Origin of the sequence: Leclercia adecarboxylata, assembly GCF_035787115.1 — a bacterium.
In the GTDB taxonomy this organism is placed as follows: domain Bacteria; phylum Pseudomonadota; class Gammaproteobacteria; order Enterobacterales; family Enterobacteriaceae; genus Enterobacter; species Enterobacter adecarboxylatus_E.
Genome location: NZ_JALKTL010000001.1, coordinates 724122 through 739319 on the forward strand (window position 1 = coordinate 724122; position 15198 = coordinate 739319).

Below are 15198 nucleotides of genomic sequence, written 5' to 3' on the forward strand. Positions count from 1 at the left end.
TGCCTGTTATCCGGTCAGAGCGGGTCAACCTTCAGACAGGAAACCGCATGGCGGAAGCTCCCTTCCAGCACCGGACGCGTTTTCGCGCACTCCGGGCCGGCAATCGGGCAGCGGGTACGGAACACGCAACCGGACGGCGGATTGATCGGCGACGGCAGCTCCCCTTCCAGCAGCTGAATGGTTTTATTCTGCTCCAGATCAGGATCCGGCACCGGCACTGCGGACATCAACGCTTTGGTGTAAGGGTGTAATGGGTTGTGATAAACCTCATCATAGGTACCCAACTCAACCGCATGGCCGAGGTACATCACCAGGACGCGATCGGAAATATGCTTCACCACCGCCAGGTCGTGGGCGATAAAGATCAGCGAAAGCCCCATCTCGCGCTGCAGTTTTTGCAGCAGATTAACCACCTGAGCCTGGATGGAGACGTCCAGCGCGGAGACCGGTTCGTCACAGATAATCAGCTTTGGCTCAAGGATCAGCGCGCGGGCGATCCCGATACGCTGACACTGGCCGCCTGAGAACTCGTGCGGGTAACGGTTGATGAGGTTTGGCAGTAGCCCCACTTTCATCATCATCGCTTTAACACGGTCACGCACTTCAGCACGCGGCATTTTAGGATGGTAGGTGCGCAGCGGCTCGGCGATGATCTCGCCGATGGTCATACGCGGGTTCAGCGACGCCAGCGGATCCTGGAAAATCATCTGGATGTCGCTGCGAACGTCGCGCCACTCTTCCGGCTTCATTCCCAGCAGATCTTTACCCAGCCAGGCCACCTTACCGCCGGTCGCCTTGACCAGACCGATAATAGCGCGGGCGAAGGTGGACTTACCGCAGCCCGACTCTCCCACCACGCCCAGGGTTTCCCCTTCGTACAGACGCAGGGTAACCCCGTCTACCGCTTTCAGGGTTTTCGCCGGCTGCCAGAACCACTGCTTGCCATCCTTGATGTCGAAATGCACTTTCAGGTCAGCGATTTCAAGCAGGACATTTCTCTTTTCGTCAATGGCTGTCATACCAGCTCCTCGTACGGCTTAAAGCAGGCACGCAGGCGGCCTGGTGCAAACTCTTCCAGCGGCGGAGCGCTGTTGCAGATCTCCATCGCGTGTGGACAACGCGGCTGGAACGGACAGCCTTTCGGCAGACGCAGCAGGTTGGGTGGGTTACCCGGAATGGTCAGCAGCGACTCCCCTTCCGCATCAAGGCGCGGTACGGCATTCAGCAGGCCAATAGAATACGGATGTGCCGGGTGGTAGAACACATCACGCGCTTTACCGTACTCCATGGTACGTCCGGCGTACATCACCAGTACCTTGTCGCAGATCCCGGCCACGACCCCCAGATCGTGAGTAATCATGATGATCGCGGTGTTAAATTCGCGCTTCAGCTCGTTTAACAGGGTCATGATCTGCGCCTGAACGGTCACGTCCAGCGCGGTGGTCGGCTCATCGGCAATCAGCAGCTTCGGACGACACAGCAGCGCCATGGCGATCATTACGCGCTGGCGCATCCCGCCAGAAAACTCGTGCGGGTACATGCGCATACGCTTACGCGCTTCCGGCATTTTTACCGCATCCAGCATCTTCACCGACTCTTCAAAAGCTTCGGCTTTGCCCATCCCTTTATGCAGCATCAGCACTTCCATCAGCTGTTCGCCCACACGCATGTATGGGTTCAGGGAGGTCATCGGATCCTGGAAAATCATGGAGATTTGCTCGGCGCGCAGCTTGTTTAGCTCGTTCTCCGGCAGGTTAAGGATCTGTTTGCCGTTAAAGGTCGCAGACCCACCGATAACGCCGTTTTGCGCCAGCAGGCCCATCAGCGCGAACGCCGTCTGGGATTTACCGGAACCGGATTCACCCACGATACCCAGGGTTTCGCCCGCACGCAGGCTGAAGTTGAGATCGTTTACCGCGGTCACATCGCCATCGGGGGTTTTAAAGGTGACGCGCAGATCTTTCACATCCAGCAGAAGATTACCCTGCTGATGCGCTTGTGGGGCAGATGCCGTTTCAATAATTGTCATGGCGGCACTCCTTAACGGTCTTTCGGATCGAGGGCATCACGCAGGCCATCGCCGATAAAGTTGAAACAAAACAGTGTCACCACCAGGAAACCTGCCGGGAACAGCAGCAGCCACGGTGATACTTCCATCGAGTTGGCGCCATCACTCAGCAGCGCCCCCCAGCTGCTCAGCGGCTCCTGGGTACCCAGGCCGAGGAAGCTCAGGAAAGATTCAAACAGAATCATGCTCGGCACCAGCAGGGAGGCATACACCACCACGACACCCAACACGTTCGGGACGATATGACGAACTACGATGTTCGCGGTAGAAACCCCGCCGACCTGCGCCGCTTCGATAAACTCTTTGCGCTTCAGGCTCAGGGTCTGGCCGCGCACGATACGCGCCATATCAAGCCAGGAGACCATACCGATAGCCACGAAGATCAGCAAAATATTCTGGCCAAAGAAGGTTACCAGCAGGATGACGAAGAACATGAACGGGAAGGAGTTGAGGATCTCCAGCACGCGCATCATTACCGAATCGACTTTGCCGCCGAGATAACCGGACAGCGATCCGTATAAGGTCCCCAGAATCACGGCCACAAAGGCCGCAGCGATCCCGACCATCAACGAAATGCGTCCACCGATAGCCACGCGCACCAGCAGGTCACGCCCGGAAGAGTCGGTACCAAAATAGTGGCCCGATTCGGTATCCGGCGCGCTGGACATCATGCCCCAGTCAGTATCGAAGTAGGTGAACTGCGACAACATTGGCGCTAAGGTCACAAACAGAGCGATAAGGACCAGCACAATCAGGCTGGCAACCGCAGCACGGTTGTGCATGAAGCGACGGCGGGCATCCTGCCAGAGACTACGCCCTTCCACTTCCAGTTTTTCACTGAAGTTTTCCAGCGCCTCGCTGTTTTTCTTACTTAACATCATGGCGAACTCCAGTGTCAGTAGCGGATTTTCGGATCGATAACGGCATATAGCACATCGACGATCGCGTTAAAGAAGATGGTCAGCGCCCCGACAAGAATGGTCAGACTCAGTACCAGAGAGTAGTCGCGGTTAAGGGCGCCATTAACAAACAGCTGGCCGATACCCGGCAGACCATAAATGGTTTCGATAACCATCGAACCCGTGATGATCCCGACGAACGCAGGGCCCAGATAAGAGAGCACCGGCAGCAGCGCAGGCTTTAACGCATGACGAAAAATAATGCGGCGCATCGGCAGTCCTTTGGCGCGAGCGGTACGAATGAAGTTCGAGTGCAGCACTTCAATCATCGAACCACGGGTGATACGCGAGATACTGGCGATATAGGCGAGAGACAACGCCACCATCGGCAGAATCATGTACTGCAGCGCCCCGCCATTCCAGCCGCCGCCGGGTAACCATTTCAGAGTGATGGCAAATATCATCACCAGCAGAGGCGCCACGACAAAACTCGGTATGACGACACCGGTCATTGCCACCCCCATCACAGCGTAATCCCATTTGGTGTTCTGATTAAGCGCGGCAATAACGCCCGCCGTGACGCCCAGAATAACGGCAAGTAAAAATGCCGCGGCGCCCAGTTTTGCCGAAACGGGGAAGCTCGACGCCACCAAATCGTTTACGGAATAATCTTTATATTTGAATGACGGTCCAAAATCACCGTGGGCCAGCTGTTTCAGATAGTTGAAATACTGGGTGGAGATAGGATCGTTTAAATGATATTTCGCTTCGATATTCGCCATCACTTCTGGCGGCAGCGTACGTTCACCGGTAAATGGACTTCCCGGCGCGAGACGCATCATAAAGAAAGAGATCGTTATAAGAATAAATAGCGTTGGGATCGCTTCAAGACAGCGACGTAGGATAAATTTCAACATTGCCCGTACCTTCTGGCGTGTGCCTATAAGTATTACGATGAGTAGACACTGTGGGGCAGACATTGCCCGCCCCACTCATTGCCATTAATGCTTGATAATATACAAGTTTTTAACGTAGATATTATCCATCGGGTCTTTCCCGGTATATCCACCAACCCAGGGTTTCACCAGTCGGGCGTTCACATAGTAGTAAACCGGCACGATGGCAGAGTCTTTATCGAGCTGCTGTTCCGCTTTCGCGTACAGCTCGGCACGTTGCGCTTCGTCAGTGACTTTCAGGGTGTCGCCAATCAGCTTATCGAACTCTGCGCTCTTATAGTGTGCGGTGTTGTTCGAGCTGTCGCTCAGCATGGTATTCAGGAAGGAGGTCGGTTCGTTGTAGTCCGCACACCAGCCTGCGCGCGCCACATCAAAGGTGCCCTGATGACGGCTGTCCAGGAAGGTTTTCCACTCCTGATTTTCCAGCTTCACGTTCGCGCCCAGGTTTTTCTTCCAGATGGAGGAGACCGCAATAGCCAGTTTTTTATGCAGATCGGAGGTGTTGTACAGCAGGCTAAAGGTCAGCGGCTTGTCAGCGGTATACCCGGCTTCGGCCAGCAGTTTCTTCGCTTCGGCATTGCGCTGTTCCTGTGTCATTTTGAACCATTCTGGCTCGGTCAGCTTCGCGCCATCGGTGTAGGGCGGCGTGTAGCTGTAGGCCGGCAGGTCACCCTGATTTTTCACTTTGTTGACGATGATATCGCGGTCCAGTGCCAGCTTCAGGGCGGTACGCACGCGAACGTCAGTGAATGGCGCTTTCTGGTTGTTGATTTCGTAGTAATAGGTGCAGAGGTATGGGTCAACGTGCACTTCAGCAGGGATCTCTTTTTTCAGCTTCTGGAATAACTCAATCGGCATGTTGTTATAGGTCATGTCGATTTCGCCGCTGCGGTAGCGGTTTACGTCGGTCACTTCAGAAGCGATAGGCAGGTAGGTCACCTGATTAATGACGGTTTTGGCGTTATCCCAGTAGTTGGTGTTACGCACCAGGTCGATACGTTCGTTGACGACCCAGTCTTTCAGCTTATAGGCACCATTAGTGACGATGTTGGCAGGCTGGGTCCACTTCTCGCCGAATTTTTCAACCGCAGCTTTTGGCACCGGGGAAACGGACGGGTGAACCAGCAGTTTGTAGAAATAAGGAACCGGCTCGCTCAGAGTGACTTCGAATGTATTGTCATCGATCGCTTTTACGCCGAGGTCAGTGATGGGCTTTTTGCCGGTGATAATGTCATCAATATTGGCGATGTGGCCATACTGCAGATAGCTCGCATAAGGAGAGGCAGTATTTGGATCCGCCAGACGCTGCCAGCTATAAACGAAATCGTGAGCGGTGACCGGGGAACCGTCGGACCATTTTGCGTCTTTACGCAGGTGGAAAGTCCAGACTTTAAAGTCTTTGTTTTCCCATTTTTCAGCAACACCCGCAACCGGGTGGCCGTCTACGTCAGTAACCAGCAGACCTTCGAACAGATCGCGGTTAACGTTAGACTCCGGTACACCTTCAATTTTGTGCGGATCCAGAGACTGGACTTCAGCACCGTTGTTACGTACCAGCGTTTGCTTCTCCGCCAGTTGTACTCCAGCAGGCACGTCAGCAGCCATTGCAACGTTGCCCGCGATTAGCGCAGTTAAAATCCCCGCAGCTACCAGACTTTTTTTTGTGATGTTGGACATTGTGTTGATACTCCACTCTTTATAATTACTGGTTTTTACCAGCCTGTTTAATTCCCCTTTTTGGGGTTCCCTGACAACGTAGGAGTTTATGCTGCCGTCAGGCGTTTTTACTTCTCGCTATCACCGACTTTACTATTACTGACGGCTCGTCTGGCCATCTTGCGTCGATTCTGTGACACGCCTCCCCTGTCGAGGCATCTCTTAATTCTTTTAGATCAGCACCGTTAATGAAAAAGATTCTCATCTAAAAGATTGCTGCTGAAAATATAAGGCCGGAAAGTATCAAATGGCTTTATTGTGTGCCAATACATTTTGCAAATTTGTTAACCAATTCTCTTTTACGAAAGTCGCCGTTACGCTATGGGCAACCCTGCCGCGCACCATCAGCGGAAAAAAGCGTAGCTATTCAGTGAGATGCAGGAGTTGATTACGACAGTGGTGCCGTTTAACAATAGACGCAGTGGTATTTGTACAAAAAATTAACAACTGTCTATTATTTAGCACATTCATCTAAATCATTCAGCAAATTACTAATATCATCTCAATAAACCCGCAGCAAGCCCCAGAGTATCATGTGAGTAAAATAACAGATGTATTGTGCGGATTATGAGCAGAACAGACGCGAGAAAAAAGACAAGTTATTGAAAAGAAACGAAACAAAATTATTAATAAAATTTATTATAGTTAACGCGATTTTCAACTTTCATTATATGATTTGCTGATAATGACAAAAAACGGCGCTATCAGCGCCGCTCTTTCGGTTGAAAGGTTTAACTTAACAAACCGGGGAAAATGGATTTCAGGCCAGTAACGATGAATTCGATCCCCAGCGCCATTAGCAATAACCCCATAATACGCGTGATAACGTTAATGCCCGTCTGCCCCAGCAGGCGTACCAGCCAGGGGGCAATACGGAACACACCCCAACAGCAAAAAGCAAACAGTGCAATGGCAATTGAGAAGCCAATCAGATGCATCAGGTTGTGGTAACGCGTACCCCAGACGATGGTTGAACTGATCGCTCCCGGTCCCGCCATTAATGGCAATGCCAGCGGCACCACGCCGATACTTTCACGGATAGCGGTCTCTGATTTTTCCTGTTTGTTTTGTTTGTCCTCACCCAATTTGCCGCTGATCATCGACATCGCAATAGTCACAACCAGGATCCCACCGGCAATTCTGAACGAATCAATCGAGATGCCAAAAATCTGCAATATTGAATCTCCAAGATAAAGGGAGATCAGCAGGATGATAGCGACTGATAAATTTGCTGTCAGGTTGGTTTTGTTTCTGGCGAGGGCTGTCTGATAACTGGTCATACTGATAAAGACGGGGATAATGCCCACCGGGTTCACCAGCGCGAACAGACCGATAAAAAACTTAAAATAGGTTGGAAAATCAAAGAGCGATAGACTCACAGTTAGCTCCGCTGATAAACAAGACTCAAAATATAAATGTAGCAAACCCCATAACCGCGCAGAAGATACGCCTTTTACGCCGGCAGTTCATCACAATAATGCTAAATATGGTGATTTCTCGCTGTAAAATATTTGTGTACTTTATAAGTGCTTATGGTTCAATTGATTTTGCAATTATTTAACATCGAGTGAAATGCCCCAAAATACCCCTGCTGAAAGGTATCAGCTTATGGATAAATTGATGCAGATCATGTTTTCCGTACTCAGAAGTGAGTAACCTTGATCTCGCCACCAAGGAGATTCAGTAACTGAATGTAGGCTACTGATGGGAGGCTCTTTTAGTAAATCAGGGGGACGATAAAAACGTTAACACCTTGTTTTTTGTGTAAGTTAAGCAAGTGGCAATGGCGCTGACTATACTGTTTCCGTGTCGAGCAGCTGATTTACTAAAAGAGTTTAACATTATCAGGAGAGCATTATGGCTGTTACTAATGTCGCTGAACTTAACGCACTTGTAGAGCGCGTAAAAAAAGCCCAGCGTGAATATGCCAATTTCACCCAAGAACAGGTTGATAAAATCTTCCGCGCCGCCGCTCTGGCTGCTGCAGATGCTCGAATCCCTCTCGCTAAAATGGCCGTTGCCGAATCCGGTATGGGTATCGTTGAAGATAAAGTGATCAAAAACCACTTTGCTTCTGAGTATATCTACAACGCCTATAAAGATGAGAAGACTTGTGGCGTCCTGTCTGAAGATGACACGTTCGGTACCATCACTATTGCTGAGCCAATCGGCATTATCTGCGGTATTGTTCCGACAACCAACCCAACGTCTACCGCTATCTTCAAATCGCTGATCAGCCTGAAGACGCGTAACGCAATTATTTTCTCTCCACACCCACGTGCTAAAGATGCTACCAACAAAGCTGCAGATATCGTTCTGCAAGCGGCGATCGCGGCTGGCGCACCAAAAGATCTGATCGGCTGGATCGATCAGCCTTCTGTGGAGCTGTCTAACGCACTGATGCACCACCCTGACATTAACCTGATCCTTGCGACCGGTGGTCCAGGCATGGTTAAAGCGGCGTATAGCTCCGGTAAACCGGCTATCGGCGTAGGTGCCGGTAACACCCCTGTTGTTATCGACGAAACCGCCGATATCAAACGTGCCGTTGCCTCTGTACTGATGTCCAAAACCTTCGATAACGGCGTTATCTGCGCTTCTGAGCAATCCGTTGTTGTTGTTGACTCTGTATACGATGCTGTTCGCGAACGTTTCGCCAGCCACGGCGGCTACCTGCTGCAGGGTAAAGAGCTGAAAGCGGTTCAGGACATCATTCTGAAAAATGGCGCGCTGAACGCCGCAATCGTGGGTCAGCCCGCGTATAAAATCGCTGAACTGGCAGGTTTCACCGTTCCAGCCAGCACTAAGATCCTGATTGGCGAAGTGAAAATCGTTGACGAAAGCGAGCCTTTTGCGCACGAAAAACTTTCTCCGACGCTGGCAATGTACCGCGCGAAAGATTTTGAAGAAGCGGTTATTAAAGCTGAGAAACTGGTTGCTATGGGCGGTATCGGTCATACCTCCTGCCTGTACACCGACCAGGATAACCAGCCAGAACGTGTAGCGCACTTCGGTCAGATGATGAAAACCGCACGTATCCTGATTAACACCCCGGCGTCTCAGGGTGGTATCGGTGACCTGTATAACTTCAAGCTCGCGCCTTCCCTGACTCTGGGTTGTGGTTCATGGGGTGGTAACTCCATCTCTGAAAACGTTGGTCCTAAGCACCTGATCAACAAGAAAACCGTTGCTAAGCGAGCTGAAAACATGTTGTGGCATAAACTTCCGAAATCTATCTACTTCCGTCGCGGCTCCCTGCCAATCGCGCTGGATGAAGTGATTACTGATGGCCACAAACGTGCGCTCATCGTGACTGACCGCTTCCTGTTCAACAACGGCTACGCAGACCAGATCACCTCTGTTCTGAAAGCTGCTGGCGTAGAAACTGAAGTGTTCTTCGAAGTTGAAGCTGACCCAACCCTGACCGTTGTTCGTAAAGGCGCAGATCTGGCAAACTCCTTCAAACCAGACGTGATTATCGCGCTTGGCGGCGGCTCCCCAATGGACGCAGCCAAAATTATGTGGGTCATGTACGAACACCCAGAAACGCACTTCGAAGAACTGGCGCTGCGCTTTATGGATATCCGTAAACGTATCTACAAGTTCCCGAAAATGGGCGTGAAAGCGAAAATGATCGCCGTCACCACCACTTCCGGTACAGGTTCTGAAGTGACCCCGTTTGCCGTTGTTACCGATGATGCAACCGGTCAGAAATATCCACTCGCAGATTACGCCCTGACCCCGGATATGGCGATTGTTGACGCCAACCTGGTCATGGACATGCCGAAATCACTGTGTGCATTCGGTGGTCTGGATGCGGTAACTCACGCCCTGGAAGCTTACGTCTCTGTCCTGGCTTCTGAGTTCTCTGACGGTCAGGCTCTGCAGGCACTGAAACTGCTGAAAGAAAATCTGCCAGCGTCTTATAACGAAGGCTCTAAAAACCCGGTTGCCCGTGAGCGTGTGCACAGTGCTGCCACTATCGCCGGTATCGCGTTTGCGAACGCCTTCCTGGGTGTGTGTCACTCTATGGCGCACAAGCTGGGTTCTCAGTTCCACATTCCTCACGGTCTGGCGAACGCCCTGCTGATTTCTAACGTTATCCGTTACAACGCTAACGATAACCCGACTAAGCAGACTGCATTCAGCCAGTACGACCGTCCACAGGCGCGTCGTCGCTACGCAGAAATCGCTGACCATCTGGGCCTGAGCGCACCAGGTGACCGCACCGCTGCTAAGATCGAGAAGCTGCTGGCATGGCTGGAAAGCCTGAAAGCTGAGCTGGGGATTCCTAAGTCTATCCGTGAAGCTGGCGTTCAGGAAGCTGACTTCCTGGCACACGTAGACAAGCTGTCTGAAGATGCATTCGATGATCAGTGTACTGGTGCGAACCCGCGCTATCCGCTGATTGCAGAGCTGAAACAGATCCTGCTGGATACTTTCTATGGCCGTGAGTACTCTGAAGGTGTGGTTGCTGCACCTGCAGTAGAAGCTCTGGTAAAAGCGGATAAAAAAGCGAAGAAAAGCGCTTAATTAATCGCTCACTAAAAAACCCGCTTCGGCGGGTTTTTTTATGTCTGTTTTCCAGCGCAGCCAGTGACTGATGAAATAGCGCCGTTAACGACGACAGGCGTCCTGAATCGCGGTCAGAGAGCCGGTGACCAGCGCTTCTTTATAATGCTTACGACACACGGAGACATAGCGCTCATTGCCGCCAATCACCACCTGCTCGCCTTCCGCATAGGGTTTTCCGGCCTGATCAAGACGCAGCACCATACTCGCTTTACGCCCGCAGAAGCAGATTGTTTTTAATTCCACCAGCTTATCCGACCAGGCCAGCAAATACTGGCTGCCGATAAACAGCTCGCCTCGAAAATCAGTACGCAGTCCATAACAGAGCACCGGAATATCCAGCTCATCAACCACCTCTGAAAGCTCATGAACCTGCTGACGCGTTAAAAACTGGCTTTCATCCACCAGCACGCAATGCACTGCCTGGTCGTCGGTTTCTGCACGAATTTCATCCAGTAGATTGGTTTGCGGGTTAAATAGCCTGGCGGGCGAAGAGAGGCCAATTCGGGAGCTGACCTTACCCGCACCAAAACGGTCATCGATTTCAGCGGTGTAAACCACCGTCCGCATCCCACGCTCCTGATAATTGTAGGAGGATTGCAGTAACGCGGTCGACTTACCTGCGTTCATCGCTGAATAGTAGAAATACAGTTGTGCCATTGGCCGTTTAACCCTAATCAATGTGTATTATTACCGATACGCGATTGTACCATATTTTGTCTGGTCTTCTGTGCTACAGCGCTGTTTAGCGGCGTTACGAGAGTTTTTATCCCCTATAAAGATATAGAAGTAGCCCTCAGGAAACCAAGGATACAGACAAAACCCACCCGCGATTTAAAAGCGCTAAGTTCAGGAAAAACCTCTTATTTTAATGTCTGTTCAGGGTTGAAAATGACTTCAGGGTTATTAGCAATTACAGCGGGCAAGCGTCTTTACCGTACTAATACGAAAGGTTGATATTTATCCTGAGAAACAATAATCCTGAGAAAATTACCCGATAAAAAAACAACCCCCCGTCAGGTTTACTGCGCATCTTATGATAACGCGGTCCACTTTTGGACTGTCAAATTTAAGTTGGCTTAATTAATAATAGTGTCGAATATTAGGTATTTTTGAATTCCTTACATTCTCACCTATTGCACATATCAATTTATGCCTCTATTATTACCTCAACAAACCCCCACATTATAAGTTTGAGATTACTACAATGAGCGAAGCACTTAAAATTCTGAACAACATCCGTACTCTCCGTGCCCAGGCGAGAGAATGTACTCTGGAAACGCTTGAAGAAATGCTGGAGAAATTAGAAGTCGTTGTTAATGAGCGTCGTGAAGAAGAAAACGCCGCTGCAGCTGAAATCGAAGAGCGTACACGTAAACTGCAGCAATATCGTGAAATGCTGATCGCTGATGGTATTGATCCTAACGAATTGCTGAACAGCATGGCTGCCGCTAAAACCGGTACCAAAGCTAAACGCGCTGCGCGCCCGGCTAAATATAGCTACATTGATGAGAACGGCGAATCTAAAACCTGGACCGGCCAGGGTCGTACTCCAGCTGTAATCAAAAAAGCAATGGACGAGCAAGGTAAACAACTGGACGACTTCCTGATTCAGGAATAAGCCAGTAAATTATCCGAAAAATCCCGCTTAATGCGGGATTTTTTATGCCCATATTTTATAGAGTGTGACAATCTGTTACATGGTGTCATATAGCGATTACACCACTTTATTAGTCTACCCTGCGTAAGAGAGAGTATAAAAAGGACATAAAAAAACCGGTGTAGCGTAGCTGACACCGGTTTTGGCTTAGCATGTTAACGCCTGATTAGTTTTTAATGCCCAGCGTCTCTTTCAGCCAGCCTTTAAATTCATCACCCAGGGACTGGTGACGAATACCATATTCAACGAATGCCTGCATGTAACCGAGTTTATTACCGCAGTCATGGCTCTTACCTTTCATATGGTAAGCTTCAACGGTCTCTTTTTCGATCAGCATGTCGATGGCATCGGTCAGCTGGATTTCATCTCCGGCGCCTGGAGGGGTTTTAGCGAGCAGCGGCCAGATCTCTGCACTCAGGACATAACGCCCTACGACGGCGAGATTAGACGGCGCTACGTCGGCTTTTGGCTTCTCAACCACGCCTACCATCGGCACGCTGTCGCCAGGGTTCATTCCAACGCCTTTACAGTCCACAACGCCATAGGCGGTAACGTCTTCAACCGGCTCAACCATGATCTGGCTGCTGCCCGTTTCGTCGAAGCGTTTAATCATTTCTGCCAGGTTATCCTGAGAGAGATCGGATTCAAACTCATCAAGAATAACGTCCGGTAAAATAACCGCTACCGGCTCGTTACCCACTACAGGATGAGCACACAACACGGCGTGACCCAGACCTTTTGCCAGCCCCTGACGGACCTGCATAATAGTCACATGCGGCGGGCAAATAGACTGAACTTCCTGCAAAAGCTGACGCTTAACACGTTTTTCCAGCATGGCTTCAAGTTCAAAACTGGTATCGAAATGGTTTTCGATAGAGTTTTTGGATGAATGTGTTACCAGCACAATTTCAGTAATGCCTGCGGCAATACATTCGTTGACCACATACTGGATTAATGGCTTATCAACGAGTGGCAGCATCTCTTTTGGAATTGCCTTCGTTGCTGGCAGCATCCTGGTTCCCAACCCGGCAACCGGGATAACGGCCTTTGTCACTTTCGAATTTACGGCAGCCATTGAAACTCTCCTGAACTGTTCATGTTTTGAACTTTAGTATGCATTAATAACGCGTTCAGTATATCAGCCTGTGGATGTGGTCCGGGTCTGAAAAGGACGCGCTACCGCTTAATTAGGATAAATACGAATGAAAGCAGGCACTGATAGTAGCATTGCCCGTAAAACGACGGTAAAGCTATCTACCGTTTAAATTCTAACTGACTATTCTGTGGACAACATTAAGCGCAACCGTCCGCCTGCACCCCAAATTTGGCATTGCCATGCGGTGCAGCGATGGCTTATTTGATTAAGGTAAGTATTTCCTAAGGTTCCTAACGGAACGCCATTACTGACCTGAATATTGTGTTCACCTGTATTAAGCGTGGCATTAAGTCCGGCGGACACCAGAATCAAATTTTTCAGACCGCTATGGTAATAACCGACCAGTAAAGGAAATTGTCCGGGCAAACTGGCTTGTCGCAGCAACTGGTTAACCTGTTTCAACAGGCTGCCTAACTCAGGCAGACGCTGGCCCTGGTGAGAAAGTTGTTCCTGGAGTAAGCCATTAAATAATGCACGCAATAATAAAGCGGCCAGCACGCCATTATCGCCCGCCCGAGTAACATCCAGACAATAAAACGCCAGATCGTTATCGGATAACGGCGCAATATCCAGCACCAGTCCAGGTTGATCGGCGGCCATCAGCTGCCGGTAATTAACCTTGCAGCCGGAGATCGTCTGTTGCACCGGCGGCTGAAGTTCTTGCAACAGTTTTGCCGCCGCAGAAGGGTTATTAACCAGCGCATCCCAGTCCTGGAAGAGCCGCTCCTCCTCTTCGACACGCGAATTAAACATATTGGGGTAGAGGCAGGCGAGAACAGTTTCACGCAGGCGATTCAGATCTTTCACCGGCTTAAGCAATACATCCTGAACGCCCAGCCGTAACGCTTTGGCAATGTCAGCCATATTCTCAGTCGCGGAAATAACCAGAATCGGAATCTGGTCGCCTGCATTACGTAAATGCTCAACCAGTTTCAGGCCATTCATCCGCGGCATGGCAATATCGCAAATCATCAGATCGGGCTTAATGCCCACCATTTTTTCCAGGGCGTCTATCCCATCACCTGCGAGCGCGGTCGTCGCCCCCAGTGATGAAAGCCATGAATCCAGTAAGGAGCGGAAAACAGGCTCGTCTTCAACTATAAGAATTTGTTTCCCGGCTAATGGCTGTGTCATGGTCTCTCCCGGCGCTGACAATAGATAAATAGTGGCATGCTATCGGTACTATCGCCTGTCAGATTTTGCTGAAGTAATCAAAAAAAGCGTGCTCAGGCAGTTGCCCGCACTAAAGGTAATAATTCATCCATTTTCTTTTCGACCGCCTGCATGCCAGCGGTAATGGCCGCCTCGGCACGATGAAAATCGAGCGTTGAAATTTGCGGACAAAAAGGTTGGATCAATATATCCGGCGGGTCCCCTGCCATTCGATTGCGCTTCAGGCGATTTTCCAGCACCTGAATAGACGTCGTCATGATTTCCATAGCGGTTGGCGCAGCGACCAGTTTACGGGTGGTTCGCGTGAATCGTCCTCGCAGGCGTTTATGCCAGGCGAGATCTTCCAGAGCGGCCTCATCTGACTGTGTGTTGACCGGCATCAGATCCTGCTGCATCAGGTGGGCATCATGCTGCAAATCAACGGCGATCACGATATCGGCCCCCATCGCACGGGTCAGTGAGATGGGTACCGGATTGACCACCCCGCCGTCAACCAGCCAGTAACCATTATGAGGAACCGGCGCCATCAGGCCTGGCATACTGCATGAGGCCCGTACGGCAAGATGGATATCGCCTTCGGTGAACCAGATCTCTCTACCGGTGCTGAGGTTGGTTGCAACCGCACCGAAAGGCATCTGACAGCTGGAGAATTCGGTCAGGGGCATTACCTGGCGAAAACGGTTAAAGACGCGCTCACCGCGTAATAACCCGCCACGTTGCCAGGAAAGATCCATCAGACGCAGGACATCCCAGTAGCTAAACGATCGTACCCAGGTTTCCAGTTCAGGGAGCTTGCCACACGAATAGGCGGCCCCCACCAGAGAGCCTATTGAACAACCTGCAACAAGATCAATTTCGATACCCAAACGTTGTAAGGCGTTAATCACCCCAATATGCGACCAGCCCCGGGCTGCACCTGAGCCCAACGCCAGTCCAATTTTTACTTTTCTCATTAGCCCTGTTTAGCGTCCCCTGGATTCCTGGCATAGCGTGATCGC

General features: G+C 50.7%; 12 protein-coding genes. 2 read left to right on the top strand and 10 right to left on the bottom strand.

Annotated elements, in window-relative coordinates; genetic code table 11:
* Positions 1-14 precede the first annotated feature (14 nt).
* The 6 genes from oppF to MXM41_RS03440 all read right to left on the bottom strand — a co-directional run bounded on the left by oppF (position 15) and on the right by MXM41_RS03440 (position 7018).
* Complete coding sequence (gene oppF / locus MXM41_RS03415) at positions 15-1019, bottom strand: murein tripeptide/oligopeptide ABC transporter ATP binding protein OppF (RefSeq protein ID WP_325929905.1); 1005 nt, start codon at positions 1017-1019, stop codon at positions 15-17.
* Positions 1016-2029: an ABC transporter ATP-binding protein gene (locus MXM41_RS03420; protein ID WP_325929906.1), complete on the bottom strand. Its 1014-nt coding sequence runs from the start codon at positions 2027-2029 to the stop codon at positions 1016-1018. Before MXM41_RS03420 ends, oppF begins: the two co-directional genes overlap by 4 nt.
* Positions 2030-2040: 11 nt before the next feature.
* Positions 2041-2949: an oligopeptide ABC transporter permease OppC gene (oppC, locus tag MXM41_RS03425; protein WP_325929908.1), complete on the bottom strand. Its 909-nt coding sequence runs from the start codon at positions 2947-2949 to the stop codon at positions 2041-2043.
* A gap of 14 nt (positions 2950-2963) precedes the next feature.
* Entirely contained in the window at positions 2964-3884 is a 921-nt protein-coding gene (gene oppB, locus MXM41_RS03430) for an oligopeptide ABC transporter permease OppB (RefSeq protein ID WP_039030681.1), read from the bottom strand.
* An 84-nt stretch (positions 3885-3968) separates the two neighbouring features.
* Positions 3969-5600, bottom strand: coding sequence for an oligopeptide ABC transporter substrate-binding protein OppA (gene oppA, locus MXM41_RS03435; protein WP_325929909.1), 1632 nt, complete (start codon positions 5598-5600; stop codon positions 3969-3971).
* Positions 5601-6370: 770 nt separating this feature from the next.
* Positions 6371-7018 (bottom strand): YchE family NAAT transporter, encoded by a 648-nt coding sequence (locus tag MXM41_RS03440; RefSeq protein WP_325929910.1) that lies wholly within the window; start codon positions 7016-7018, stop codon positions 6371-6373.
* A gap of 478 nt (positions 7019-7496) precedes the next feature.
* Between MXM41_RS03440 and adhE the strand changes: the two genes are divergently transcribed.
* Positions 7497-10172, top strand: coding sequence for a bifunctional acetaldehyde-CoA/alcohol dehydrogenase (gene adhE, locus MXM41_RS03445; protein WP_325929911.1), 2676 nt, complete (start codon positions 7497-7499; stop codon positions 10170-10172).
* 84 nt (positions 10173-10256) lie between these two features.
* Here adhE and tdk read toward each other — a convergent pair whose 3' ends face one another.
* The gene (tdk, locus tag MXM41_RS03450; protein WP_325929913.1) at positions 10257-10871 is read right to left on the bottom strand and encodes a thymidine kinase; all 615 of its coding nucleotides are present in this window, start codon (positions 10869-10871) and stop codon (positions 10257-10259) included.
* Positions 10872-11418: 547 nt separating this feature from the next.
* Here tdk and hns point away from each other — a divergent pair.
* Positions 11419-11832 carry a histone-like nucleoid-structuring protein H-NS gene (hns, locus tag MXM41_RS03455; RefSeq protein WP_039030686.1) on the top strand — a complete coding sequence of 138 codons (414 nt, stop codon included), beginning with the start codon at positions 11419-11421 and terminating at the stop codon, positions 11830-11832.
* A 205-nt stretch (positions 11833-12037) separates the two neighbouring features.
* On the opposite strand, the gene galU is transcribed toward hns, so the two are convergent.
* From galU to rssA, 3 genes are all read right to left on the bottom strand, one after another.
* On the bottom strand, positions 12038-12946 hold the full coding sequence (gene galU / locus MXM41_RS03460) for a UTP--glucose-1-phosphate uridylyltransferase GalU (protein WP_325929914.1): 909 nt from the start codon (positions 12944-12946) through the stop codon (positions 12038-12040).
* 201 nt (positions 12947-13147) lie between these two features.
* Positions 13148-14161 carry a two-component system response regulator RssB gene (rssB, locus tag MXM41_RS03465; protein ID WP_325929915.1) on the bottom strand — a complete coding sequence of 338 codons (1014 nt, stop codon included), beginning with the start codon at positions 14159-14161 and terminating at the stop codon, positions 13148-13150.
* Between the two features lie 92 nt (positions 14162-14253).
* Positions 14254-15153, bottom strand: a complete 900-nt coding sequence (gene rssA / locus MXM41_RS03470; protein ID WP_325929916.1) for a patatin-like phospholipase RssA — start codon at positions 15151-15153, stop codon at positions 14254-14256.
* Positions 15154-15198: the final 45 nt, after the last annotated feature.